Source organism: Haloarcula rara, from assembly GCF_029338235.1.
GTDB lineage: Archaea > Halobacteriota > Halobacteria > Halobacteriales > Haloarculaceae > Haloarcula > Haloarcula rara.
Window position 1 is genome coordinate 142383 of the sequence record NZ_CP119786.1, and the last position, 24083, is coordinate 166465.

Annotated in this window: 29 protein-coding genes; 13 read left to right on the plus strand and 16 right to left on the minus strand. The window is 66.0% G+C overall.

Annotation, left to right across the window (positions count from 1 at the left end; all coding sequences use genetic code 11):
• Positions 1-494: 494 nt before the first annotated feature.
• On the minus strand, positions 495-3116 hold the full coding sequence (locus tag P1K32_RS17105; RefSeq protein ID WP_276252229.1) for a cation-translocating P-type ATPase: 2622 nt from the start codon (positions 3114-3116) through the stop codon (positions 495-497).
• Positions 3117-3188: 72 nt separating this feature from the next.
• Here P1K32_RS17105 and P1K32_RS17110 point away from each other — a divergent pair, with 72 nt between their 5' ends.
• The gene (locus P1K32_RS17110; protein ID WP_276252230.1) at positions 3189-3479 is read left to right on the plus strand and encodes a DUF211 domain-containing protein; all 291 of its coding nucleotides are present in this window, start codon (positions 3189-3191) and stop codon (positions 3477-3479) included.
• Positions 3480-3485: 6 nt separating this feature from the next.
• Positions 3486-4067, plus strand: a complete 582-nt coding sequence (locus P1K32_RS17115) for a VIT1/CCC1 transporter family protein (protein ID WP_276252231.1) — start codon at positions 3486-3488, stop codon at positions 4065-4067.
• A gap of 12 nt (positions 4068-4079) precedes the next feature.
• Here P1K32_RS17115 and P1K32_RS17120 read toward each other — a convergent pair whose 3' ends face one another.
• A complete protein-coding gene (locus P1K32_RS17120; protein ID WP_276252232.1) occupies positions 4080-4511 on the minus strand; it encodes a pyridoxamine 5'-phosphate oxidase family protein in 432 nt (143 codons plus the stop codon).
• Positions 4512-4615: 104 nt separating this feature from the next.
• On the opposite strand from P1K32_RS17120, the gene P1K32_RS17125 reads away from it, so the two are divergent.
• On the plus strand, positions 4616-4900 hold the full coding sequence (locus tag P1K32_RS17125; RefSeq protein ID WP_276252233.1) for an amphi-Trp domain-containing protein: 285 nt from the start codon (positions 4616-4618) through the stop codon (positions 4898-4900).
• A 23-nt stretch (positions 4901-4923) separates the two neighbouring features.
• On the opposite strand, the gene P1K32_RS17130 is transcribed toward P1K32_RS17125, so the two are convergent.
• Positions 4924-5514, minus strand: coding sequence for a metal-dependent hydrolase (locus P1K32_RS17130; protein ID WP_276252234.1), 591 nt, complete (start codon positions 5512-5514; stop codon positions 4924-4926).
• 161 nt (positions 5515-5675) lie between these two features.
• Entirely contained in the window at positions 5676-6317 is a 642-nt protein-coding gene (locus P1K32_RS17135) for an HVO_2922 family protein (protein ID WP_276252235.1), read from the minus strand.
• 93 nt (positions 6318-6410) lie between these two features.
• Between P1K32_RS17135 and P1K32_RS17140 the strand changes: the two genes are divergently transcribed.
• The gene (locus P1K32_RS17140; protein WP_276252236.1) at positions 6411-6830 is read left to right on the plus strand and encodes a hypothetical protein; all 420 of its coding nucleotides are present in this window, start codon (positions 6411-6413) and stop codon (positions 6828-6830) included.
• A gap of 14 nt (positions 6831-6844) precedes the next feature.
• Here the strand turns inward: P1K32_RS17140 and P1K32_RS17145 are convergent, their stop codons facing one another.
• From P1K32_RS17145 to P1K32_RS17155, 3 genes are all read right to left on the minus strand, one after another.
• On the minus strand, positions 6845-7072 hold the full coding sequence (locus P1K32_RS17145; protein WP_276252237.1) for a DUF6199 family natural product biosynthesis protein: 228 nt from the start codon (positions 7070-7072) through the stop codon (positions 6845-6847).
• Positions 7073-7876, minus strand: a complete 804-nt coding sequence (locus tag P1K32_RS17150) for a M48 family metallopeptidase (RefSeq protein ID WP_276252437.1) — start codon at positions 7874-7876, stop codon at positions 7073-7075.
• Between the two features lie 168 nt (positions 7877-8044).
• Positions 8045-8539, minus strand: coding sequence for a hypothetical protein (locus tag P1K32_RS17155; RefSeq protein ID WP_276252238.1), 495 nt, complete (start codon positions 8537-8539; stop codon positions 8045-8047).
• A 232-nt stretch (positions 8540-8771) separates the two neighbouring features.
• On the opposite strand from P1K32_RS17155, the gene P1K32_RS17160 reads away from it, so the two are divergent.
• Positions 8772-9194: a DUF2391 domain-containing protein gene (locus P1K32_RS17160; RefSeq protein WP_276252239.1), complete on the plus strand. Its 423-nt coding sequence runs from the start codon at positions 8772-8774 to the stop codon at positions 9192-9194.
• Here P1K32_RS17160 and P1K32_RS17165 read toward each other — a convergent pair.
• The 3 genes from P1K32_RS17165 to P1K32_RS17175 all read right to left on the minus strand — a co-directional run bounded on the left by P1K32_RS17165 (position 9191) and on the right by P1K32_RS17175 (position 12611).
• Positions 9191-10945 carry a transcription initiation factor IIB family protein gene (locus P1K32_RS17165; RefSeq protein WP_276252240.1) on the minus strand — a complete coding sequence of 585 codons (1755 nt, stop codon included), beginning with the start codon at positions 10943-10945 and terminating at the stop codon, positions 9191-9193. The two genes, P1K32_RS17160 and P1K32_RS17165, sit on opposite strands and share 4 nt — an antisense overlap.
• Positions 10946-11205: 260 nt before the next feature.
• Entirely contained in the window at positions 11206-11544 is a 339-nt protein-coding gene (locus P1K32_RS17170; RefSeq protein WP_276252241.1) for a hypothetical protein, read from the minus strand.
• 116 nt (positions 11545-11660) lie between these two features.
• Positions 11661-12611, minus strand: a complete 951-nt coding sequence (locus tag P1K32_RS17175; RefSeq protein ID WP_276252242.1) for a hypothetical protein — start codon at positions 12609-12611, stop codon at positions 11661-11663.
• Positions 12612-12849: 238 nt separating this feature from the next.
• Here P1K32_RS17175 and P1K32_RS17180 point away from each other — a divergent pair, with 238 nt between their 5' ends.
• Both P1K32_RS17180 and P1K32_RS17185 read left to right on the plus strand, forming a co-directional pair.
• Positions 12850-14298, plus strand: a complete 1449-nt coding sequence (locus P1K32_RS17180) for a hybrid sensor histidine kinase/response regulator (RefSeq protein ID WP_276252243.1) — start codon at positions 12850-12852, stop codon at positions 14296-14298.
• Between the two features lie 299 nt (positions 14299-14597).
• Positions 14598-15257 (plus strand): helix-turn-helix domain-containing protein, encoded by a 660-nt coding sequence (locus P1K32_RS17185; protein WP_276252244.1) that lies wholly within the window; start codon positions 14598-14600, stop codon positions 15255-15257.
• On the opposite strand, the gene P1K32_RS17190 is transcribed toward P1K32_RS17185, so the two are convergent.
• Both P1K32_RS17190 and P1K32_RS17195 read right to left on the minus strand, forming a co-directional pair.
• Positions 15254-15451, minus strand: coding sequence for a hypothetical protein (locus P1K32_RS17190; RefSeq protein WP_276252245.1), 198 nt, complete (start codon positions 15449-15451; stop codon positions 15254-15256). The two genes, P1K32_RS17185 and P1K32_RS17190, sit on opposite strands and share 4 nt — an antisense overlap.
• 95 nt (positions 15452-15546) lie before the next feature.
• Positions 15547-15744, minus strand: a complete 198-nt coding sequence (locus P1K32_RS17195; protein ID WP_276252246.1) for a CopZ family metallochaperone — start codon at positions 15742-15744, stop codon at positions 15547-15549.
• 132 nt (positions 15745-15876) lie between these two features.
• On the opposite strand from P1K32_RS17195, the gene P1K32_RS17200 reads away from it, so the two are divergent.
• Both P1K32_RS17200 and P1K32_RS17205 read left to right on the plus strand, forming a co-directional pair.
• Positions 15877-16470: an AsnC family transcriptional regulator gene (locus tag P1K32_RS17200; protein ID WP_276252247.1), complete on the plus strand. Its 594-nt coding sequence runs from the start codon at positions 15877-15879 to the stop codon at positions 16468-16470.
• A gap of 71 nt (positions 16471-16541) precedes the next feature.
• The gene (locus tag P1K32_RS17205) at positions 16542-17525 is read left to right on the plus strand and encodes a ring-cleaving dioxygenase (RefSeq protein ID WP_276252248.1); all 984 of its coding nucleotides are present in this window, start codon (positions 16542-16544) and stop codon (positions 17523-17525) included.
• Positions 17526-17676: 151 nt separating this feature from the next.
• Here the strand turns inward: P1K32_RS17205 and P1K32_RS17210 are convergent, their stop codons facing one another.
• Both P1K32_RS17210 and P1K32_RS17215 read right to left on the minus strand, forming a co-directional pair.
• Entirely contained in the window at positions 17677-17928 is a 252-nt protein-coding gene (locus P1K32_RS17210; RefSeq protein ID WP_276252249.1) for a DUF8028 family protein, read from the minus strand.
• A gap of 77 nt (positions 17929-18005) precedes the next feature.
• Positions 18006-18443, minus strand: a complete 438-nt coding sequence (locus tag P1K32_RS17215) for a TRAM domain-containing protein (RefSeq protein ID WP_276252250.1) — start codon at positions 18441-18443, stop codon at positions 18006-18008.
• Between the two features lie 173 nt (positions 18444-18616).
• On the opposite strand from P1K32_RS17215, the gene P1K32_RS17220 reads away from it, so the two are divergent.
• The 4 genes from P1K32_RS17220 to P1K32_RS17235 all read left to right on the plus strand — a co-directional run bounded on the left by P1K32_RS17220 (position 18617) and on the right by P1K32_RS17235 (position 22749).
• Entirely contained in the window at positions 18617-19909 is a 1293-nt protein-coding gene (locus tag P1K32_RS17220; RefSeq protein WP_276252251.1) for a histidine kinase N-terminal 7TM domain-containing protein, read from the plus strand.
• Between the two features lie 67 nt (positions 19910-19976).
• A complete protein-coding gene (locus P1K32_RS17225; RefSeq protein ID WP_276252252.1) occupies positions 19977-20336 on the plus strand; it encodes a sensor histidine kinase in 360 nt (119 codons plus the stop codon).
• Positions 20333-22111: a sensor histidine kinase gene (locus tag P1K32_RS17230; RefSeq protein ID WP_276252253.1), complete on the plus strand. Its 1779-nt coding sequence runs from the start codon at positions 20333-20335 to the stop codon at positions 22109-22111. The genes P1K32_RS17225 and P1K32_RS17230 overlap by 4 nt, the downstream gene beginning before the upstream one ends.
• Before the next feature lie 32 nt (positions 22112-22143).
• Positions 22144-22749, plus strand: coding sequence for a GAP family protein (locus P1K32_RS17235; protein ID WP_276252438.1), 606 nt, complete (start codon positions 22144-22146; stop codon positions 22747-22749).
• Here P1K32_RS17235 and P1K32_RS17240 read toward each other — a convergent pair whose 3' ends face one another.
• Together P1K32_RS17240 and P1K32_RS17245 are read right to left on the minus strand one after the other, a co-directional pair.
• On the minus strand, positions 22750-23511 hold the full coding sequence (locus tag P1K32_RS17240) for an SDR family oxidoreductase (protein WP_276252254.1): 762 nt from the start codon (positions 23509-23511) through the stop codon (positions 22750-22752). It abuts the gene before it with no gap.
• 101 nt (positions 23512-23612) lie between these two features.
• Positions 23613-23894: a hypothetical protein gene (locus tag P1K32_RS17245; RefSeq protein WP_276252255.1), complete on the minus strand. Its 282-nt coding sequence runs from the start codon at positions 23892-23894 to the stop codon at positions 23613-23615.
• Positions 23895-24083 lie beyond the last annotated feature (189 nt).

The following is a 24083-nucleotide window of genomic DNA, read 5'->3' on the forward strand; positions in this document are numbered from 1 at the left end:
ATCTCATAAATCTGTGTCAGACATTTGTGCCAGGTATCTGTAATTGCTGTCTGTAACAGTTATCTGTAACTAACATATGAGACGCTCGCTGTACCGTGTTTTTCAGAACAACAAGAGAGTTGTGGCGTAAATCTGTAACAGACATCTGTTACAGTCTTCTACAACAGATATCCATCCCAGAAAATTGTGTCAGACGTCTACAACAGAAATCAATGAGTAGCATCTGCCACAGGTCACCGGGACAGTAGCCCCGGCTATCGGGAACAGACGACTGTGACAGACCGACTCGAGTGACTGCTCGATATCGACGCGCGGACAGACGACACCAGCCCAGAGGGGACAGAGCCAACAATAGGCATATATCACAGATATCTGTTACAGACAGTCGTGGCAGAGTGCTGCTACTGTGGGCTGGGCCGATACCCCAACGAGGGCGCCACGGTCGACCAGCAACCACCGGTGTCGCAGTGTACGACCGAGTTCCGAAAGGACCGTCAAGCCTGGGTCCGTGTCCCGAACCGGCGGACCAGCACCGCCACGCCGAGATACAGCGGCAACACGCCGACAGCGAGGGCCGCGATGTATCCCCAGTCGAGAGGACCGAGTGGCACGGTCCCGAAATAGTCGTTGAGCGGCGTGTAGAGAACGGCGAGTTGCAACGCGAGCGAGCCGGCGACGGCGGCGGCGAGCCAGCCGTTCGACAGCGTCGGCGTCTCGCGGAGCCACCGGATGACGTAGAGCTTCTCGAACTCCAGGACGACGAAGGTCGTAAAGACCATCGTCATCACGTATGCGGTGACCGACGGGGCGCCATCGAGCGTGAACAACAACAGCCCGAGAATGGCGACTGTAGAGACGGTTCCGAGGCCGCCGATGAGTCCGAGCATCTCCGGGTCGACGATACCGCGGTCGGGGTCCCGAGGGGGCTGCCCCATCACGTCGCCACGCTGGGGGTCGGCACCCAGCGCAAGCGCGGGCAAGCCGTCGGTCAAGAGGTTTATCCAGAGCAACTGGACCGCCGGGAGGACGAGATACCCGAGAAGTGAGGCGAGAAAGACGATAGCCACCTCCGCGACGTTCGCACTGAGGAGGTAAGCAACGAACTTCCAGACGTTGTCGAAGATGGCGCGGCCGCGCTCGACGGCCCGCTCGATAGTCGCGTAGTCGTCGTCGAGCAGGACGATGTCGCTTGCTTGCTTGGCCACGTCGGTGCCCCGAACACCCATCGCGACCCCGATATCCGCGTTCTTCAGCGCGGGCGCGTCGTTGACGCCGTCGCCGGTCATCGCGACGATGTGACCGCCCGACTGCAGCGCCTGGAGGATACGGACCTTCTGTGCGGGAGAGGTGCGGGCGAAGACGTCGACCGACTCGACGCGCTCGCGGAGCTGTTCGTCGGTGAGGCCCTCGATATCGCGACCGGTCGTTACCGCCCCACCGAGTCCCAGCGACTCGCCGATAGCGGCGGCGGTGCGGGCGTTGTCGCCAGTCACCATCTTCACCTCGATACCGGCCCGCTGGGTCGCATCGACCGCCGCGGCCACCTCCTCGCGGGGCGGGTCGAGCATCCCGACCAGCCCGACAAACGTCAGTCCGTCGCTGATGTCGACAGGGTCCCCGGTGACGTCTCGCTCGACGATATCGCGCTCGCCGACGGCGACTGCGAGGACCCGCAACGCGTCGTCGGCGAAGGCGTCGACGCGCTCGTGGATTCGGTCGGCGTCGGTGTCGGTCAGCGGTTCTGGCCCGTCCGCGGTGAGCACCCTCGAGGACTTCTCGACGACCACTGTCGGAGCCCCCTTAACGAAGACCTCGTCGTCGTGGACGGTCCCCATCCACTTGCGCTCGGAGGAGAACGGAATCTCGCCGGTTCGGGGTCGCTGCTCACGGAGAGTCTCGACGTCGATACCACGCTTCTCGGCCGCCAGAACGATGGCCTGCTCGGTCGGGTCACCCGATTCGGCGGTGGCGTCGTTGCAGAGGGTCCCCGCCCGGAGCAGCCGGTCCACACGCTCGGCCTCGGGGCTATCGGCCGAACCACCGGGCGAGACGACGCTGTCGTTGACCCAGCACCGCGTGACCGACATCCGCCCCTCGGTCAGGGTCCCGGTCTTGTCCGTACAGATGGTGTCGACAGCGCCCAGAGCTTCGACAGCGGGGAGCCGGCGGACCAGCGCGTTCGCCTCGGCCATTCGCCTGACACCCAGCGCCAGCGTCAGCGTAACCACCGCGGGCAACCCCTCGGGGACGGCCGCGACAGCGAGCGAGATGGCCGTCAGCGCAGACTGGACCGGGTCCGTCCCGCGGGCGAGCAGCAGCGGGACGACCAGTGCCGCGAGGACGATAACACCCAGACCGAGCAGCCGCCCCAGCCGGTCCAGCTCGGCCTGGAGCGGTGTGTCGGTCTCGGCCGTCCCCGCGAGTTCGCCGGCGATAGCGCCGACCTCGGTGTCCATCCCGGTCCCGGTGACGACGGCGACGCCGGACCCGCGGGAGACGTTCGTCCCCCGGTACACCATCGATGGACGCTCCGCGAGCGGCGTGTCCGCTGGGACCGGTGGCACCGACTTCGAGACCGGCACGCTCTCGCCGGTGAGAGCCGCCTCGTCGACCTCGAGCGAGCGGGCCTCGAGGAGCCGGCAGTCCGCCGGGACGACGTCGCCGCCGGCGAGTTCGACGACGTCGCCGGGGACGAGTCTGGGTGCGGGCAGGGAGACGGGCTCCCCGTCGCGACGCACTGTGGTCGTCGGCGCCGCCAGTTCCCTGAGCGCGGCCAGGCTCTCCTCCGCTCGGTAGTCCTGCACGAAGCCGAAGAGGCCGTTAGCGAGGACGATAACCGCGATGAGCACCGCATCCACCGCGTGACCGGCCCACAGCGAGAGCGCGGCCGCGACCACCAGCACCCAGATGAGGACGCTGTCGAACTGCGCGAGGAAGATGTCGGCGGCGCTTCGGCTCCCGCCCCCTTCGACCTCGTTCGGGCCGTAGGCGTCGAGTCGCTCGGCCGCCTGGGTCTCAGACAGCCCCGTTCGGTCGGTGTCCTGGGCCGCGAGGACAGCCGCTGGAGCGTGGCTGTGGGGCTGGTCGGCCGCGGACGGGTCCGAGTCCGTCGTCATCGCGAAATCAAGGGGGCGTCCCCTGAAGGACCTCGGCTACGGTTTTGTGTCTGGCGTGCAACACGTTCGAGTATGGCACCCGTCAAGCGGCTGGTCGTCGACATTCTGAAACCACACGACCCCCCACTGGCCGAGTTCACCGCCCACGTCGCCGACGTCGGGAGCGTCGACGGCGTCACCGCCTCGCTCATCGAACACGACAGGGAGGTCCAGAACGTGAAACTCACCGTCGCCGGCGACGACGTCGACGTCGACGCGACGGAGGCCGAGGTAGCGGCCCTCGGCGGGACCGTCCACTCCGTCGACCAGGTGTCCTGTGGTGACCGGGTCGTCGAGGACCGCCCGGTTCCACAGGACCGCTGAGGAGCCGTGCCCTCGATTCGCGACACAGTGGGGCGGCTCCTTGGCGACGAGGACGTGCGGTCGATATCGCGCCGGTACTTCGTCTCCAACGGGTTCGACGGGACGCTGACCTGCATCGGCGTCGTCGTCGGTGCCGTCCTCTCGGGGGTGCCCGACGGGGTCACGGTCGTCAAAATCGGGCTGGGGGCGGCAGTCGGCCTCGGGACCTCCGCCCTCTGGAGCGTCTGGGAGATAGAGCGCGCCGAAACGAGAGCCGAGATGCTGCGCATCGAGCGAGCGATGCTCGTCGAGCTGGACGACACACGATACCAGCGGGACCAGAAGGGCGAACAGCTCGTCCACGCGACGCTGAGCGGCCTGGGACCCCTCATCGGTATCCTCGTCCCGCTCTCGCCGTTCCTCCTCGAAGGCACCGTGGTCTCGATGGTCGGGGCCGCCCTCCTCGCGGTCGCGCTGGGCATCGCCATCCTGGGCGTGTTCGGCGCGTACATGGGGTCCATATCCGGTCAGCGATGGTACGTGGCGGCGGCCCGTATGGCGCTTGCGGGCCTCGTCGTCGCCGTCATCAACGTCTTTCTCCCGGGGTAACCGCGCCCTCACTCAGGATTGAACGCGACCGCTCAGTTCGTCCGGAACCAGTCGATAGAACTGGAAGTCGACGTCGCGGGTGGGGTGGTCGAAGATTCCGACGAGCGGAATCTCGACTCTGTGTAACCCATCGAGGGTCTCGGTCTCGATACCGGCGCGCTCGACGTCTTCGAGGCGTCCCGCCGCGACGACACTGTGCCAGTCCTCGTCCGTTCGGTCGAACGTGACGAACGTGACATCTCGGTCGGGCAGCGGGCCCTTCGAGTGGGACTCGCCCACGGCCAGCCGGAAGTAGAAGGTCGCTTCTGCGCTGTCGTAGCCGTACGAAACTGGGACGGCGTGGGGCGGCCCCTCGTCGGTGGACAGCGAGAGCACACCCGTCCCACCCCGCCCGAGGAACTCGTCCCGTTGCTCGTCTCCCATCGCGACGCTGGTAGTCGACATAGTTGTTACGTTGACAGGAAGGGGCATAAGCCCACGGGACCCGGCCGTCGTGACACCGGGGCTAAACGAAACCGATGTAACGGTCGATGCGAACTAGTCTCGTGATGACAGACCCCGAAAACGAGCGCTCGGTCATCCGCGCGGGCCGTGACTTCGAACAGGCGTACCGACTCGACGCGAGCGAAGCCGGCGAGTTCCTCATCGCCATCGGCGAACAGCTGCGCGACGGCGACGAACTCACTATCGTCGAGGACGAGTGGGAGCTCCCCTTCGCCTTCGGTGAGCCCGTGGAGCTGGAGATAGATTTCGAGGGGATGGGCGAACCCTCCCTCGAACTGGAGGTCGAACTGCCGGGCCGTACCGACGAGCAGGCACCCGGCGTCGAGTAGCCGCGCTCGTCCCTGGCGCGGACTTACCGGCCGATACTCCGTCGAAGCCAGTCGTAGCTATCGCGAACGACAGGCATCCCGTCGTAGACCCACAGCGCGACAGCGAGCGCCCACAGCGAGAGAAAGACCAACAGTCCCCGTGAGAGGTCACCCGACAGGACGGCCGCTGCGATACCCTTCGCGTAGGGGACCACGTTACTCGTGAACTCCCCGACGAAGCTCTCTCCTTGCGACCCGCCACCGGCCGTGAGTGGCCAGAGAAGCGTATCAAGCTGGAGATCCCCGGTGGCGAGGTACGCCGGGACGATATCTCCGGGAAGGTGCAGCAGGTAGCCGGCAGCGAACGCCAGACCGAGCCGTGGTCGTCCCCGACACACGGCGACGACCACGGCGGCGACAGCGAGCGGGACCGCGGTGAAAATCGAATGCCCCAGCGTTCGCCCGCCTTCGAGCAGTCCGAACTGCCAGGCCAGCGGTTTGTCGATGAGGTCCGGAAGGAGAGCGCCGAACGCGACGAGAACTGTCTCTCGGGTCGTGGGAGCAGTTCGCGAGAACACGTGTGAGACGAGAGAGAACCCGATGTACGCGACGATCGCGTGTGTCCAGGGCATCATTGTGGTGGCGACCCCTCGGCGATATGTCACGGACTTGTCGCCCCAGCGATAAGTATGTTCGCGAGAGAGCGCAATCGGGAGGAATGGGCCTCCGAGAGTACCGGTCACAGCGACGAGGGCCATTGTTACGATAGCTGAACGCTCAGCGATGACGTGAGACCTTATCTGACCTCGGCGCCCCGAACGTTCGTCTTGACGCTCCGGAGTCCCTGTTTCGCTTTCTGCTTCGAGGAGTACCCTTGCCCGCCGTCGGCGATTATCTCGCCGTTGTCGTGGCGGAGCCGCCAGCGCCACTTCGCGGCGACGTCAGCGAACAGCTCGAAGGTCGCCTTGCTGGCGCCTTCGTCTGCCTCGGGCTCGTCGTCTTTCGACTGGTCGACGACGTGGGCGCCCGGCGCGTTCGTCCGGACGCTCTCGAGGCCCTGTTTGGCCTTCTGTTTCGAGGCGTACCCCTCACTGCTGTCGGCGATGATGTTCCCGTTGTCGTGGACCAGCCGCCAGCGCCACTCCTCGGCGTTGTCTTCGTAGAGGTCGAAGGTCGCCTTGCTCCCGGGAGCGTCCGTGTCGACGGTCCCCTCCTCGGCCGGCCACTCCATCTCGATTTCGAGACTCATCGTCTCGCCCTCCTGTTCGAGTTCGACCTCGAATTCCGGGTCGGCCGGCACCTCGACGGTCACCGTCTGTTCCTCGTCGGCCGGAATCGGCTCACCGCGGCTGAGTCTGCGGGCCAGTCGGCGGAAGTACGTCGCGAGGCCGCGACGGGTTCGTGTCTCCTCGGATTCGTATAGTGGCTCGTCTGACATACAGAGTGGTAAACAGATGGAAAACATATAGTCGTATCCCAGAACCGGGCCCAATCCTTTACCTGTCCGGCCACCCGAGAGGTAAGCGAGTAGATGAACCCCACAGCGCCACCGCCGGCGGAGCCGGATGCGGAGCCGCCGGTCCCCTGTGACGCCTGCCGGAACGCGCTCGCGTCGGTGTCACGGGACAGCGTCGCCTTTCTGCTGCTGGACCAGTTCACCCTCCCGGTTGTCGGCTGTCGGGACCACCTGGAGCAGTTCCGGGCCGTCTGTGGTTTCACGACGGACGGCCGGGCGGAACTGCTTTCCCACCAACCGGCCGGCGGCATCACCTGTCCCGCCTGTCGCCGCTCGTCACACGCCGCAGGCCACGCGATGGTGCCGGTCGAGGGCGGTGCGGCGGTGCTGCTTGGCTGTCCGGACCACCAGTCGGAAATCGCCAGCCGGTACCAGGCCGGGCAGCGTACCCGGCGTCAGTTGACCGACGACCTCGACTCCTTTCGCTCCGTCTGACGGTCGGTCCGGCCTCAGAGAGCGATGAACGCGGCCACGCCGAGACAGACAACGCCGACCCCCCGCGTCGCCCACACCCACCACTGTGAGATGGGAGCGTCGCTGCCGTACTCACCGCGACGACGCCGCTGTCCGGGGCCGCCCAGTACGGACAGTTTGATCGCCGCGCGCGGGGCAGCTAGCAGAAAGAGCCCCAACAGCACGCCCAGTCCGACCGCGAGCCACTGTCGAACGTCGACCATCTACGAGCGGAGCCGCTCGATGCGTTTCTCCGTCGGCGGGTGGGTCGAGACTATCTTCGAGAGGAAGCTGTCCGAGCCCCCGAAGATACACAGCGCGCTGACCTCTTCGTCGACCGCAGAGTGGCGGGCCCGCTGGTGGCCGCCGGATATCTTCTCCAGTGCACGGGCGAGCGGGTCGCCACTGCCGATGGCGTCCTTAGCGTCGGCGTCGGCCACGTACTCCCGGTACCGGGAGATGGCGAGCACGAACAGCATCACGAAGAACTGGACGATGTTCCCGACGATAATGGCCAGGAAGAAGTCGGTGATTTCGTTGTCGCCGGTAGCGAAGACGACAATCTGGGCGGCGATACCGACGATGGAGGCGATACCCTGGCCGATGACCATGGTGACCACGTCGCGGTTGGCGATGTGGGCAAGCTCGTGTGCGAGGACGCCCTCGAGTTCGTCGTCGTCGAGCAGCTGCATCAGCTCCGTCGAGACGACGACGACACCGGCGCCCTTGCGGCCGACGGCGAAGGCGTTCGGGACGCCCATCCGGGCGACCATCAGCCGTGGCTTCTCGATGCCCATATCACGGGAGAGCTGTCTGACCTGCTGATGAATCTGGGGGTACTGCTCCTCGGGGAGGTCCTCGGCGCGGACGCTACGCAGGGCCCCCCACTTGCCGATCTTGTACTGGAACCCGATGAGCAGCACGCTTCCCGCGACCGCTATCGGCCAGATACCTGTGCCGTAGGCGGCCATCGCGAACGCGACGACCACGAGGTAGAACCCGGCGAGGATGGCACCGACGACTGCCATCCGTATCTTCAGGCCAACGTGTTTCATATGGGAAGTACTTGGAAACTGAGACATATAAACCCGTTTGAACACGACGAATGGAACCACGGCACGGCGACTGTTCCGACCGGACGCGACTGTGGGGATGTCTCAGGGCCGGCAGCACCGCTTGCTCGACGTGAGCGAGTGTCAGTCGTCGGCGGTCGGAACGGTCTCGCGTGCGGGTCCCTCGTCGCCGACAGCGTCCATACCGACGGTGTCGGCGTAGTAGACAGCGAGGCTGGCGGCCGCGCCCAGCGACAGTGACTGGGCGATAGCCCGCTCACTGTCCGGACCGTCATCGGGGTGGTGGCCGATACCGAGCCCTTCTGAGCGCAGTTCCCGGTGTGACAGCGACGTGAGACGCCGCTCTCGACACGCAGCTGTGAGAATACCGGATTCGGGATAGGTAGTAGTGACGGCGTACCCGTGGAAGACCCGGTCCGCCGAGATGATGGCCCGGACCGCTATCTCGTGGGTCGCCTCGTCACCGGTGGCCCTCAGCACGAGTTCCGGGAGCGAATCGAATCGGTGCGTGACCTCCGGCAGTGTCGGATACGTAATCTCCAGGTCCCACGCGGCGGGGATATTACCGATGACGTCGAGGAGAATGCGCTGGTCGGTGGTTGGTGTATTGTCTGTCATAAGGACAGCAGCCTGAGGCTCTGTACCGGTCAAAGAGTGAGCGGTGAATCTAAACATTTCGAAGTCGGTGCGGACGCGACACTGTCGTCGCGAGGTTCGCCTTCGAGGCAGTCTGCGGACTCGACGAGCACGCCGTCGCATATGTTCGAGGCGGCCCTGCCGCCCGCGGCAGGGGCTGGGACCAGGCTGCCCCGCCCCAACTGGTTTGGGTCAGAACCGTCAGTACGGACGTATGAAGCAACGGAAGAAACACAAACTCGCGGACACTGCCCAGCAGATAGTGGGCGGGTTTCTGCTCGCCGGTCCGTTCGTCGTCACCCAAGAAGTCTGGCTGCTCGCACGGAACATGACGATGTTCCACAGCTTCTTTCTCGTCGGGGCCATCATGGCCATCGGCTACGGCGGCCTCTACGGCGCCGACAACGACCGTGACCCCAGAACCGAGGCCGCCTTTGTCGGTATACCGGTGCGATTCATCTCGGTGATGTTCGTCGCCTTCGGCTCCGTGGGCACGCTGGCCTTTGCCATCACCGCCCCGGACCTGTTCCTCGAAGAGCTCCCCCCACGGACGACGTTGCTGGTCACCTTCCGGGCGCTCAGCGTGGCCGCGGTCTTCTCCGTCGTCGGCGCGGTGACGACGGACAGCCTGTTCTAGTCGCCCCGAAGCACGTCGAGGGTCTGGTCGTCGACGTACTGGCCCTCACGGCCCGCGGTGTAGGCCTTGGCGATAGCGATCGCGCGGCCGGTCTCTGAGTCGCCCAGGGTGGGGGTCAGCTCGGACTGCAGCAGTTCAGTGGTCCAGGCGCAGTCCTCGTATTCGATGTCACCGCGGACGAGCGCCATACACAGCGAGACGACGATACTGTGCATCGCCGACGTGACGTATTCGGTCTCGGCACCGGCGACGGCGGCCAGCCGGTCGACGTCCACCTGCGACTGGCCGATGGTCGCGGCGAACAGCACGGCGCCCGCGCCCAGTTCCGCGGCGGTGAACTCCTCTACGTCGCCGTCGAAGCGCTCAAGCGAGCGGCGGCTCTCGGAGAGCACGGCCTCCGAGAGGCCCAGCTCTTCGGCCACGTCCTCGACGATGTCCTCGGGGTCCCGCCGCGGGATATCCGCGTCGACGGTCCCGTCGAGGGTGTCCAGCCACTGTGCGATGACGCGGGGTTCGAACGAGCGCAGTCCCGCCACCTCGACGATGTCGGCGTCCCCGCCGCTCATCCGTGCAGCAGCGACCACGGTCGTGGCCGCGAGCTCGGCCGCGTCCTCCACATCGGCGCCCTCGACGGCGTCACTGACCATCCCGCGGGCGAGCAGCCGGGTCGATGAGCCGATATCAAGTTCCTCGACCAGTGCGTCTATCTCGGTCTCGACAGCGTCGACGGTCAGCGCGGCCCCGGTCTCGTCGGCGCCGGCCGGAATCCAGACGTCGACGGAGCCGGCGCGCTTGCGCTGGACCGCCCCGTCGTCTGCCAGCGCTTTCAGGGCGCCTTCGGCGGCCGTCTCGCTCGTGTCGTGGGTCTCGGCCACCTTCGTCGTGGTCGGAAGCTCGTCGGGATAGACGGACTGGACGGTCTCCAGGACGGCCTCCCCGTCGGCGGTCGTCGTCGACGAATCGGACGAACTCGACGAGCCGGCAGAATCAGACGAACTCGACGAAGCGGTCGCGCTTTCGCCACTGCCGGCGCCGTCCGCCGCGGTCGCCGACGTCTCGGCCGCAGCGTCGGTCTGGCTCTCGTCGCCCGGCTGGTCCGGTGCCTGCGAGGCCGGCACCACCCGGTAGCGGTCGTTCCCAAGCCGGTCGTCGAGCAGGTCCTGGAGGTCCTGACAGCGGTTCCGAACGGACACTTCGCTCGTGCCGGACACCTTGCCGAGCGTGCTTTGCTCGTAGTTGTCGTCCAGGCCGTTGACGAGGGCGGCCAGCGAGAGGACCCCGCCGGCCGTCGCTGCGGGTGCGGGGCCGCCGGAGACGACGGTCGGGTCGAGCGCGAACGCGTCCTGCAGGAGTCGGTGCGCGACCGTGACGAGCTCTTCTGGCATATCGACGGACTCGCCGAAGCGCTGGACCAGGGTGTTCGGGTGGGGCGGCACCTCGGCGATATCGAAGTAATCGGAGACGGCCTCAAGCTGCTGGGTAGTGATGTTGATGTCGGCGTCCGGCGCGTCGACTGCATCCGACCACGCGCTCGCGATGTCCTCGTCGCGGACCGGGAGCCCGTCCTCACGGGCGGAAAGCGCCAGCGCCGCGGCAGCGGTGTTATCGAGCCGGTCCTCGTTGACGTCGGGCTCGTTGCGGAGCTGGTCCAGCCGGACCAGTGTAATCTGCATCGTATTGTTGGGTATCTGCAATTTCTCGCACACCGTCACGAGCCGATTTTGCACTGAGTTATCTGAGGTACTCGCCATTATACCCCGTTGTGCTCTTCTTGGTGTTAAGTTTTGCATACTGCTAGCGAACGCGACCCACGCACCAGTCGATGGGTCGACGGTCACGGACGGACCCGCCGCTGGGGGCGCCTGGGCGAGAACGAGGCAGCCAGACTGGAGTGGCCACGCCCTGTTCGGGCGTCCGCAGGGCCGCGCCGTCGGTCGTCTCCGTCTGGACGGAGCCGGGAGAAACCGAATCGGCCAACAAGTCCGGGTACTCACAAAACAGCTCGTCCGAATTAGACCGATATCGGGTCAGCAATGCTCGACAGGGTCGCCATAGTCAGGCGGCGCGGCCTGTCGCGCTCGACCGGTCCGAGTGTTTCCCCCCCGGCGTGGAAGGTTCGGCTGTAGTCCTGCCAGTCCCCCAGACGCGCAGTCGGGTCGAGGACGTCTCGCTCGCTGAACCCGGTGGGCTCGTCCACGACAACGACGGTGTCGGCCCCCGGTGTGTCACCGATGTGTTCGAGCATCAGTCGGTCGCCGTGGCGGTGACCGTATCGTTCAGTCACGTTGAGGACGTCACCGGCCGCAAAGCCCGCCAGCGCCTCCGTGACTCTGTACCCGTTGGGTTGCATGGTGTGAGCAGCGGTAGACGCTTCGGCCGGAAAAACGTATTCGAGAACTAATTATTGTGCAGTATCACGAACGGTCGCCCTGGTCGACGCCGCCAGAGACCGGCGGAGCGGGCCGCTCAGACCTGCTCGAATCCCTCCAGCGCGACGGTAATAGTCCCTCCCGCCGGGTCGGCCCGGACGCTGTAGGCCGTCGGGTGGTGACAGTCGTGGGGGTAGACGGCCGGCTGTGGGACGTCCGTTCGTTCCGTGCCCTCGAGTTCACGCAGGTACTCACGGGTGAGCATCGGCTCGACGAACGCCAGTTCGGGCTCGCCGTCGACGCCGACAAACCCCTGGATGAGCGTGTTCGTGAACGCCCCGGGATTCCCGGGGAGTTCCGGCGCGTCCGCCGGGGCCAGATGCTCGCCCATGTCTGTGATGTATCGCTCGGCCGCGGCGTCAGGCGGGGATCGATTGTAGCCCGAAGGTATCTGCTCGTCTGGGATACCGTCGTACGGCGCGTATTCGGGCCCGTCGATGGCGTCGACGGTGTCGGTCCCGAGCATATGGAAGTGGACGTCGAAGTGCGGTTTCGCCCAGGCCCCACCGCCGCCGGGGTGGCCGTCGGGGTTCCAGTTCAGGCCGAGAAACGTAAACGGGGTCGCCTCGGCGTCCGGGAACGGAACGAAGAACTGGAGCGACTCGCGGCGGTGGACCTCCAGCGCCTGACCGGTCGGTGCGTACGTGTCGTCGTAGGTCGGGTCATCGATGGTCCGGTCCGCGGCCAGGTCGTCGGCGCTGGGCAGCGAGCCGGTCACCACCTCGCGGTCGAACTCGACGCCGTGGTACTTCGGGACGCCGTCTGGTGTTGCCGTCGTGAACGGGGTGACCTCGCCGCCCCCGAGTGTGACGGCCTCTCCGTAGGTCGTGATACCCTCGGGTGGGAAGCCGTCGCCGTCGTCGCCCGACGCCCCGGCAGCGACGGAGCCGCTCGCGAGGAGCGTCCCGGCCGCAGCGGCCCGCAGTAGCTGCCGCCGGCTCAGTTTCGGCTGTCGATGCGTCCCGGTCGGTAGACTCCGCTCTGACATGTGACTTCCTGTACCCCGACGGTCACTCGGCACGTCGGCGGTCTATCCGACACCTCCAGCCGAAAGTGTAATACATTTGTGGTGATTCGGGAGTTACACCGCTGAATTTGTGGCAGTATCTCTAAATGTATCGTGCCGACGGTCGAACGGACAGCCGGCCCACTGTGCTGTGACCGGCGGTTTGTTCAAGATGTAACTACCCTAATATTCATACAGGGACGCCTGTGTATGAGGGTGCATGGACAGTCCGATCCGGGTGCTCCACGTCGACGACGACCCGGACTTCAGAGAGCTGACCGCGGAGCTCCTCGAGCGGGAGAACGACCGCATCACCGTGACGACAGCACCGGGGCCCGAGGCGGGTCGAGAGCGTCTGGAGTCGGCGGAGTTCGACTGTGTCGTCTCCGACTTCGATATGCCCGGTGAGTCGGGTATCGCGTTCCTCGAGACCGTCCGTGCTGACTACCCCGACCTGCCCTTTATCCTGTTTACCGGCAAAGGGAGCGAGGAGGTGGCAAGCGACGCGATATCGGCCGGCGTCACGGATTACCTCCAGAAAGCCATCGGCTCCGAACAGTACGAACTGCTGGCCAAACGCATCGCCACGGCAGTCGACCAGTACCGGACCGCCCGCGAGCTGGAGCGCCAGAACGACCTCTTCGAGAAGGCCGAGAGCATCGGCAACGTCGGTGCCTGGGAGTACGACCTCGTCACGGACACCTCCTACGTCTCCGACGAGGTGTTGCGCATCCACGGACTGGGCATCGACGAACATCTCACCCCCGAGGAGACCATCGAGTATTTCCACCCCGAGGACCGCGGCGAACTCCGAACGGCGTTCCGCGGGGCCATCGAGGACGGTCGCTCCTACGACCTGGAGCTTCGGATGCGGGACGCCGACGGAACACAGCACTGGGTACGGACGCGAGGGGAGCCACAGTCGGAGGACGGCGAAATCGTCCGTGTCCGGGGTATCCTCCAGGACATCACCGAGCAGAAACGGCGTGAAAAGAAGCTCGAACGCCAGAACGCACGGCTGGAGGAGTTCGCCCACGTCGTCTCCCACGATATCCGTAACCCGCTGCAGGTCGCGAGCGGGAAGCTCGAAATCGCCAGACAGACCAAGGACCCGGCGGCGTTCACCCAGGCCGAGGACGCCCTCGCCCGCATCGAGACCATCATCGAGAACATCCTCACACTCGCGCGCCACGGCCGGACGGTCGACGAGACCGAACCAGTCCAGTTGCGGGACATCGCCCGGGAAGCGTGGGAGACTGTCGAGACCGAGGGGCTCACCCTGTCGTTCGACACCGAGGTCGAGCTGGCGGCCGACAGCGACCGGCTGCGACAGCTCCTCGAGAATCTCTTTGCCAACACTGTCGAACACGGCGGGGGCGCTGAGACCATCAGAATCGGCGAGATTCAGCCGCTGTATACGGCGACACGCACCAGTGGCGACACCACCACGGGATTCTACGTCGCCGACGACGGCGGCGGCATCCCCGAAGACATCCGCGAGGAGGTGTTCGACTCGGGTTTTACGACGGCGGCAGAGAGCACCGGGTTCGGACTGGCTATCGTCGCACAGATCGCCGAGGCCCACGGCTGGGACGTGACCGTCACCGACAGTCACGAGGGCGGCGCCAGGTTCGAGTTCACGGAACAGCCGGCCGGTGGGGGCGAGTGAGACCATCGCGACGGTGAGTCACTCGTCGGGTCGTGTAGGTGAGACGAAACCGTCAGGAACTGCGGAGTTCTGGAGTACAATCCGACGAGGGACGGACAGCAGGGACCGCGAGCGCGGGGCCAGCGTCCCCGTCGGAACGTCGTATCAATACCCTACCCATAATTCAACCGACACTTATTCTTACTGGCCGGCCGTATGCCGCTCAGCCTCGATTTTAGCCCGGAAACAGACGGACTACTTCCCAGAGCCGCCCGTTCGAGCGAAGGTTCTTGTTGTTCGTTTGAGAAGAACCGCGCAGCATGGCAACCATCGTCATCGGGTCAGTGCCGACAGAGGAACTCGCACTCACTCACACGTTCGCAGAACTGCCCGACGTGACCTTCGAGAGCGAGCGGATCATCCTGAGCGGTGACGACGCTGTGATGCCGTTGCTGTGGGCCCGTAACGCCGACCGAGAGCCCCTCGAGGCGGCCATCGAGGGCGACCCGACCGTGAACAACGTCACGTTGCTGGCCGATTTCGGCGACGAGTTGCTCTACCGGATGGACTGGGTCGACCGGGTGCAGCTCCTGTTGCATATGCTTACGAACTCCGAAGCGACGATACTGGACGCCCACGGCCGACACGGAGGGTGGCGTGTCCGGGTGATGTTCCCAGACCGGTCACACCTCTCCGAGACCCACGAGTTCTGCAAGGCCCACGGGATGGAGTTCACCATCGAGTCGATTCGAGAGATGGACGGCCAGCCCTCGGGCCGTTTCGGCCTCACCGAGGACCAGTATCTGGCGCTCATCACGGCCGTCGAAGAGGGGTACTACGACGTGCCCCAGCAACAGACCCTGGAGGAGCTGGCGGAGGAATTCGAGATATCACACCAGGCGCTCTCCGAACGGCTCCGGCGAGGGACCGAATCGCTCGTGGAGGACACGTTACTGGTCGGAACGCCATCGGACGGCTAGCTGAGCCGCCGGAGGAGCCGTACCAGCACGGAGGCGACGACGCCGACGCCGCTAACGCGGGTCGATAGCGCCGCCGCCCCGAGCAAGAGGGCGGCCGCCCAGTGCTCGCCGCGGCGCAGGGCCATCGCGGCGTCAACGAGCGTGGAGATGATAGCGAGGTTTCCGAGGGGCGACCCCTGTGTCTGTGTTCGCATCGTAGCCACAGGTTCGCCACCGACGAGTGAGAAGGCTCCCCCTGTGTCTGCGGGGAGTTTTTACCCGCTGAATCGACGGCTGGCCGACACCGCGCTCAGGCCTGTGCCGTGTAGCCGGCGTCCTCGACGGCCGCCACCAGGGCGTCCGCGTCGGCGTCGCCGTCGACTGTCGCGGATTCGCCCTCGCGGTCGACGCTGACCTCGGTGACGCCCTCGACGTCACGCAGTGCGTCCGCGACGCTCTGTTCGCAGTGCTCGCAGCTCATGCCCTCGACGGTCAGTGTCGTCGTCATACACGCACCTGTTGGGCCGCCGGCGTTAAGCCGATTGTCCCTTCGATTTCGGTGATAGGTGGACACATTCGCTTTCGGATTCGAAGTCATATCGGCCGGGCACTTTTACCGCTTCACCGAGTGGGGAGACGTATGCGCGACCTCGACGAGACCGACATGGAGATTCTGGAGTTGCTGCTTGCCAACGCCCGGCGGCCCTATAGCGAAATCGCTGAGACGGTCGGCCTGTCGGCGCCGGCCGTTTCCGACCGCGTAGCCCGTCTGGAGGAGGCCGGCGTCATCAACCGGTTCACGCTCGACGTCGACCGGTCCCAGCTCCGGTCGGGGATTCCGGTGCTGGTCTCCATCGAGCCGAGCACCGACGACCCGGCGGCGTTGCGCTCGTCCTTGCTGGAGACCGACGCTGTCGAGCACGTGTTCACGACCGCCGAGGCCGACCTCGTGGTGTTCGCCCGCGTCCCGGACAACGACATCGCCGGGTGGCTCGCGGACACGGTCGATATGGACGACGTCAGCGACTTCGAGGTGGAGCTGCTGGCGGGTGCCGCGTGGTCGCCCGACCTGGGCGGGACGGAGTTCGCACTCTCCTGTGCGCAGTGTGGCAACACCGTCGACAGCGAGGGGACGGCGGCGCGTCTCGACGGCTCGCTCTACCAGTTCTGCTGTCCCTCCTGTGAGGCACGCTTCGAGGAGAAATACGCGGAGCTACAGGAGGGTGCGGACTGAGATGGCCCGTCAGAAGCCGGTAACATCGGTGTCAGCGCGTATTAAAGTGCGAGGAAGGCCTACCAGATGATATGACAGTCTCCACACCCGGCATCCATCACGTGACGTGTATCGCGGGCGACCCGCAGCGGAACATCGACTTCTGGGTCGAAACGCTGGGGCTCCGGCTCGTCAAGCGGTCGGTAAACCAGGATGACCCCGGGACCTACCACTTCTTCTTCGCCGACGCGGAGGGGACGCCGGGGACGAGCATGACTTTCTTCCCCTGGGAGGGGATGCGCCAGGGGAAGGTCGGCTCGGGACAGGTCGCCCGCACGGCCTTCCGCGTGCCCGAGGACAGTCTCGACTACTGGGAGGACCGCTTTGACGAGTACGGCGTCGACTACGAGGACCGCGTCGAGCGCTTCGGCGAGACCGTCCTCCCCTTCTCGGACCCCGACGGCCTGCCGGTCGAACTGGTCGCGGTCGAACTGCCCGAGGACGAGCCGACGGTCCCCTGGACCGAGTTCGTCCCCGAAGCGTACGCCATCCGTGGCTTTCACTCCGTGACGCTGTGGCTGGCCGACCCCCAGCGGACCGAGGAGCTACTGGGTGAGATGGGGCTCGAGGCGGTCGGCACCGAGGAAGCCGAGGGTGACACGCCCGGTGACGAACGGACCCGCTTTGCCGCGGGCGGGCCGGTCGGCAAGTACGTCGACGTGCTCCCGACGATACAGGGCGGTCGGCAGGGTCACGGCGTCGTCCACCACGTCGCCTTCCAGACGCCGACCGACGAGGACCAGATGGCGATGCGGGACGTGATACAGTCGGACGGGCTGCGCCCGACCCAGCAGATAGACCGCCACTGGTTCCGCTCGGTGTACGTCCGGGAACACGGCGGCGTCCTCTTCGAGCTGGCCACGAGCGGGCCGGGCTATACGAGCGACGAACCGCTCGACGAACTGGGCGAACGGCTCGTCCTCCCGGGGACGTTCGAGGAGCGGCGCGAGGAGATAGAGGCGCAACTGACCGAGATTACGGTGCCGCGTGCCGAGTCGGCCCAGGCCGACGACTGATACGGACTGCTCTAGAGATTTACCGCTCCGACCGCACGACGGCGTGCGGTCGATGCGGAACAGACCTATAACAGTCCGTATGAGCGCGTTCGGGAGTCGGTGGTGGAGACGGCTCTATTGGCGGCGGGCTGCGATCACAGCTCCGGCAGCGTCAGTCGCCCGGACGATACCCCCGGCTCAGGAGGAGACAGACGACGTTCAGGACGACCAGCAACGGGAGACGGACAGGGGCCGACGTGGCGAGGTCTGTCACGAGGCCGGCGACGATGATGAGCGGGAGGACGATAGTGCCCCAGAACGCCGAGGCGCGCAGCAATTCGGCTGCGTAGCTCACACACGCGACGACACCGGTGACAAAACGCCGGAGCGCCCCCGCTCCCAGCGGGTCCAGTCCCAGGCCCATACTGTGGGACCCAGGGCCGTGGTGCAAGAGTAAGCGGCCTATAACGAGTGGCCGGCCTTGCGCGGGCTAGACAGCGGTCACCGAACAGTGGCCTCGCCGACGGTCTCGGCGAAGGCGACGGTCTCCTTGACGTCGGTTATCTCCACCTCGACCCTGTCGCCGGGTTTCGTACCCGGAACGATGACGATGAAACCGCGCTCGACCTTGGCGATGCCGTCGCCCTGGTCGCCAAGCGTGTCGATAGAGACCGTGCGGACCTCGCCTTCCTCCACAGGGGGTCCCTGTGCGTGTGACGGCGCGGGGTCGGCCCGTGACACCGAAGAGGTATCCGGGGACGGGGCGGTCTCCGTCTGTTCGTCCTCCTCAGCGGCCAGGAGCGCGACGCGGTACGACGTGCCCGTCTCGATGGAGCCGTTCTCGACGAGTTCGGACGGGATAGCGACGGTGTAGCGGTCGCCCTCGTCCTCGACCGACGTCTCGAATAACAATCGAAGCGAATCAGATATCTCTGTCATTGCCTCCTCTTCGGACCCCAGGGCTAAATCCTACCGGAATCGTCCTGTATAATTCGACTGGCCGTCACGTTCGGCTCCGGAGGGTGCCGGAGCGCGCTCTTCGGCCAGTTCAGGTGTCAACCGACGGCCAGGAACCCCGTGGTGTTTTTTTCGCGCGCTGCCTAGTCGGTGGTATGGTCAGCTCACTGCCACTGTGGCTCTGGTACGTGAGCATTCAGGTCGTCTCGGCGGCCCTCCTCGCCGCCACCGGATATCTCGTTTACTCACAGCCGGAAGCACACCACCAGCGTGAGTTCGTCGGCTACGTCGCAGTCCAGGCGTCCTGGCTTTTCGTCGCAACCGCGAAGTTCCTCGTCGGGCCGCCCGAACTCAAGTACGCCCTGAGCCTGCTGGCCGACCTGCTGGCCGTGGGTGCCATCGCGGCCATCGGCTACTTCGCGACGGTGTACACGAACCGCTCGCTCTCGCTCCGGCGGCCACAGAACGCGCTCTTTGCGGGGTGGCTGGTCGTCGCTGTCGGGGGTGTCCTCACACAGCCGGTGTTCGGGTTACAGTATGCCTCGGTCACCTACCACCGGGAGCCCGTCGCGTATCTGGCAGTCACGCCCGGGCCGGCCTACCTGCTGGGCTCGGCGGTGGCCGTCGCGGTCGTGCTGGTCAGCCTCGTCTACCTGACCCGGCTGTTCATCAGTTCGACCCACAGGCCGACCAGTTCGGTGCTGTTGCTGGTCGCCGCAGCGGTCGCCTCGTTCCTGCCCAACCTGGTTTCGACGCTCAATATCGTCCCGGTGCTGCCGGGCTATGACTACACAGTCTTTGGAATCGTCCCCCTGACCGTCATCCTGGGGTACACGGTCTTCTTCAGGGGCGAACTCGACCTCGCACCGATGGCCCGCGCCGAAATCGTCGACGATATCGACGACGTGTTGCTCGGGCTGGACGACGCGGGACGAGTCGTCGATTACAACGCCGCCGCCGGGCCCCTCCTCCCCGAGGACGTGGACACGCCCGTCGGGACGCCGCTGTCGGAGCTGCTACCCGGTCTGGCCGCCCAGGTGCCCCTCCCAGCGGCCGGCGAGGACGACGTCTCGGCCACCTACACGACGGTCGTCGACGGGCGCCGAACCCACTACGCGGTGTCGGTCTCGCCGATTGTCGAGCGGGGCACCGTCGCCGGCTATACGGTGGTCCTCCGGGACGTCACCGCGGTCGAACGGTCGAAGCGGGAGCTACGACGCCAGAACGACCAGCTGGAGCAGTTCGCGAGCACCGTGGCCCACGACCTCCGGAACCCGCTGCAGGTCGCAGACGGCGCCGGAACACTCCTCCGCGAACAGCTCCGGGCCGCCGACGGTCCCGAGGCGGCCGCTGCGGCCGACCACATCGACCGGGTGACCGGCGCGGTCGCCCGGATGGACGACAGACTGGACGAACTGCAGACCCTGCGAAACACGCCAAATCCGTGACCGAGACCGAGCCGGTGGCGTTCGGGGCGGCTGTCCGGGGGCCTGGGACGAGGTCGACACCGCGGAGATGACACTCGACGTCCGGGCCGGCGGGACCATCGAGGCCGAGCGTGGGCGACTGGCCAGCGTCCTCGAACAGCTCGTCCGCCACAGCCGCGAGCGAGCGGCGGCCCGCGTGGCGGTCACGCTCACCGAGTCGGGGTTCACGTATCGGGACGACGGCCGACTGATTCCCGCGGCCGAGCACACGGAAGTGTTCGATTCCGACACGACGACCACCGGACAGGGTGTCGGGCTCGGGCTGGAGATAGTTCGGACGCAGGTCGAGTCCCAGGGATGGTCTATCTCCGTAGAGCAGGCCGGTGAGCGGACCGCCTTCGTCGTCACCGGTGCCGAGACCACGGTGGAAACGGAGGCTCGAAGATGACCGGCCCTCTGCTCGCGCAGCCGGAGCTACATCCCATCATGGCGGTGTACGTCGGCCTCCTGGTCGCGTCTATCGTCGTCCTCGCCCTGTTGAACGTGTGGGTCGTTCGGGGCCGGTCGACGACCCGCATCCGGGCCGTCCTGCCGCTCCACACCGTCGCGATGGTGTGGGCGGCCGTCGCCGCGCTCGAACTGCTCGTCGTCGACCCGACGCTGGGCCGCTGGCTGGTGTATCTGCGCACCGCCTGCTCCTATCTGGCGGTGGTGCTGTTCGTCTACTTCGGGACGGTGTACAGCGGCCGCTCGACCTCGCTCAGACGACCGTTCAACGCCCTCTTCCTCGGTGGGATGGCAATCGGGTTCCTGGGGCTGGTGACCGACCCGTGGCTCGGGTTGCACTTCGACCCCCTGGTGCGTGCCACGGAGCCGTTCCCGTACTACCGCACCGGCTTCAGCCCGCTGTGGCAGTTCAGTTTCGTCCTGTCGTATATCGGTATCGCGGTGTCGCTGTACTACCTGACGGAGCTGCTGATCACCTCCCAGCACCGGTCGCGACGACCGCTTCTCGCCTACAGCGTCGGTATTCTGGTCGGGCTCGTGCCCGGCGCGGTCACGTTCGTCGCAGAGGTACCGACGTTGCCGGGGTACGACCACACCGTCATGGGGCTCGGTATCGTCAGCGGTGCGACGTTCGTCGGTGCGTGGCTCGGGATGGTGGAAATCGCGCCCATCTCCCGGGACCGGCTGCTCGAGACCTCCGGCGACGGGCTCGTGGTCTGTGACGACACCGGGACGGTGGTCGACCACAACGAGGAGTCCCGGAGGTTCTTCACCGGCGAGGGAGCGCCTGTCGGGTCACCGCTTGCGACGGTCGCACCCGCGCTGGCTGCGGCCCTCGACGACAGCGGCGGGAAGATAACTGCCCGGGAGGACTCGGGCTCGGATACCGAGTTCACCCAGGACGGGCGGCGGTACTCGGTCGTCATCTCACCCGTGACCGACGGAGAGGCGGTCTCGGGGTCGGCACTGCTGGTACGGGACGTGACCGAACGCGTCGAGAACCGGCGGGAGCTGCGACGCCAGAACGAGCAACTCGACGAGTTCGCGAGCAGTGTCTCCCATCACCTTCGGAACCCGCTGCAGATCGCCGCCGGGCAGACCGAACTGGCCCGGGACCGCATCGGTGAACCGCCGCCCGAGGGGGTTGACATCGGCCGACTCGACGACCTCGAGGGCGCACTCGACAGGATGGCGGCCATCATCACGGACCTGCGGACGCTCGCCGAACAGGGCAAGTCGGTCGAGTCCACCGACCCGGTCCCGTTCGACCCGACGGTCCGGACCGCCTGGGGACACGTCGACACCGACGGCGCGACGCTCGTAGTCGAGCGCGACGGGACGATAGCGGCCGAACAGAGCCGACTGCTCAGCGTCCTGGAGAACCTCATCCGGAACAGTGTCGAGCACGGAGCCGCCGAGTCAGGGGACACGGCGGCCGCGGACCTCACCGTCACGGTCCGTCTTACCGACGACGGCTTCGTCTTCGAGGACGACGGGCGCGGTATCGACGCCGACCGCGACCGGCTGTTCGATTACGGCTACACCACCAGCAGCGAGGGAACCGGCCTGGGTCTGCGCATCGTCCAGACGATGGTCCAGTCCCACGGCTGGTCGATACGGGTCGACCCCGAGCACGACGGGGCCCGCTTCGTGGTCAGCGACGCGGTCACGAGCGTCGAGCCAGCGGAGGCGTCGGTGGCCTGGAATAAGCAGTGAACAACAGTATCGGAGCCGAGCCGCCGTCCGTCATGAGCCTGCTCACCGTCCTCCCGCTGGCAGTCGTTATGGTCGCGGGTCCGCAATTTCTCAGCGCCATCTTCCTCGCGACGAGCGACCAGTGGCGACGCAACTCTATGGCCTACGTCACCGGCGCGGCCCTCGCTATCAGCCTCGTCGTGACGGCGGCGTACTTCCTCGCGAGCGGCACGCGGTCGCTCGGGGCCTCGAACACGACGCTTACCTGGGTAGTTCGCGTCGTACTCCTCGTCGTTGCTATCAACGTCTACCGTACCCGAGAGACCGCCGAGCCACCTTCGTGGATGGGGACGTTGACCGGGTCGAACCCACGGTTCTCATTCCGCCTTGGCTTCCTGCTGTTGGGTTTCTTTCCGACGGACCTTCTCACGTCTATTGCCGTCGGGACGAGCCTCTCCAGCGAGGGCGCACCGCTGACCGACGCGGCAGGCTTTCTGTTCGTAACGCTCGGTCTACTCGTCCTACCCTCACTGACGGTGGTGGCGCTGGGCGAGCGCGCCGAGCGACACCTCCCGAAAGCGCGAGACTGGATGACCGACAACGCGTGGATCGTCACCGAGTTCGTCATCGGTATCTTCATCGTCCTCACTCTGACGTGACTACTGTGCCGTGTAGCCGCCGTCGACGACGAGGTTGTGGCCGGTCACGTACGACGACTCGTCGCTGGCGAGAAAGAGAGCGGCATCGGCCACGTCGCCTGGCTGGCCGTCCCGTCGAAGCGGTATCCCGTCTTCTATCGTCCCCGCGACCGCCTCGTCTTCCGTCGTCATCGTCGTCTCGATGACCCCGGGGTTGATCGCGTTGACACGGATGTCGGCTGGGCCGAGTTCGAGCGCGAGCTCCCGCGTGAGATTCGTGATAGCACCTTTCGAGGCGCAGTAGGTCGACGCGTTCGGGTAGCCGACGAGCCCCGCAACCGAGGAGAGATTGACGATGGTGCCACCGCCATCGTCTCGCATCACGTCGGCGGCGAGCTTGCTCCCGAAGTACACCCCCTTCAGGTTGATGTCCATGAGCCAGTCGTAGTCCGCCTCGTCGACCGTCTCGATCGGCGCACTGGCCGTGAACACGCCCGCATTGTTGACCATGACGTCGAGTCCGCCGAACTCGTCGGTCGCGGTCGCCACGGCGTCGTCGATGTCCGCGACGACGGAGACGTCCGTCTCGACGAACGCCGCTCGCTGGTCGGTCTCTTTCTCGATCCGCTCGTGGGTCGGGTCACCGCCCTCACGGGGGTCCTCGCGGACGTCCGCGACGACGACGTCCGCACCTGCCTCGGCGAACCGCAGCGCGATTGCGCGGCCGATACCGGACGACGCCCCCGTTATGAGTGCCGTGCGATCGGCTAATCTGTCAGTCATATGGGTTCACGTGTGAGACGTCGGCTGGGGACGATATAACCGTTAGCCAGCCAACAGCATCGCGAGGTGGATGTCGATAGCCCGGCGGTGGCGCCGAGGTCCTACGAATCGTCGTCGAGCGCGGCCGCGACGGCCTCCAGGTGCGCTTTGCGGAAGGCGGTCTGTGTCTGCTCGGGGTCGTCGGTCTCCAGTTCGCCGATAGCGGCGAGGATGCCGGCCCGCATCTGTGGTTTCGAGGGGAGCCTGTCCGTGTCGATATCGTAGCCGACGGCCCCACAGATTGCGGCCAGGGACTCCTTGGTGAACGCCGTCGACTCCGGGCGCTCGAACCGGCCGACCGCGGTCCTGATGTCGTTCCGTAGTTCGTCGACAGTCGGTGACATGCGTCGAGGACCGTCCGGGTCGGTGGTGTGGCTTGTGGTTTCCTCCCGGGCGTCGTCGACCACGGCCAGGGCGGTATGGTGGCCCAACCGACCTGTAACGAGAGGTTTCAGACTGTTCCACGTGGTCTATGGGGCCAAAATGCGGGACGCCAGAGGGCCCACTGGCCAGAACTGCCTCATGTGAGAAGC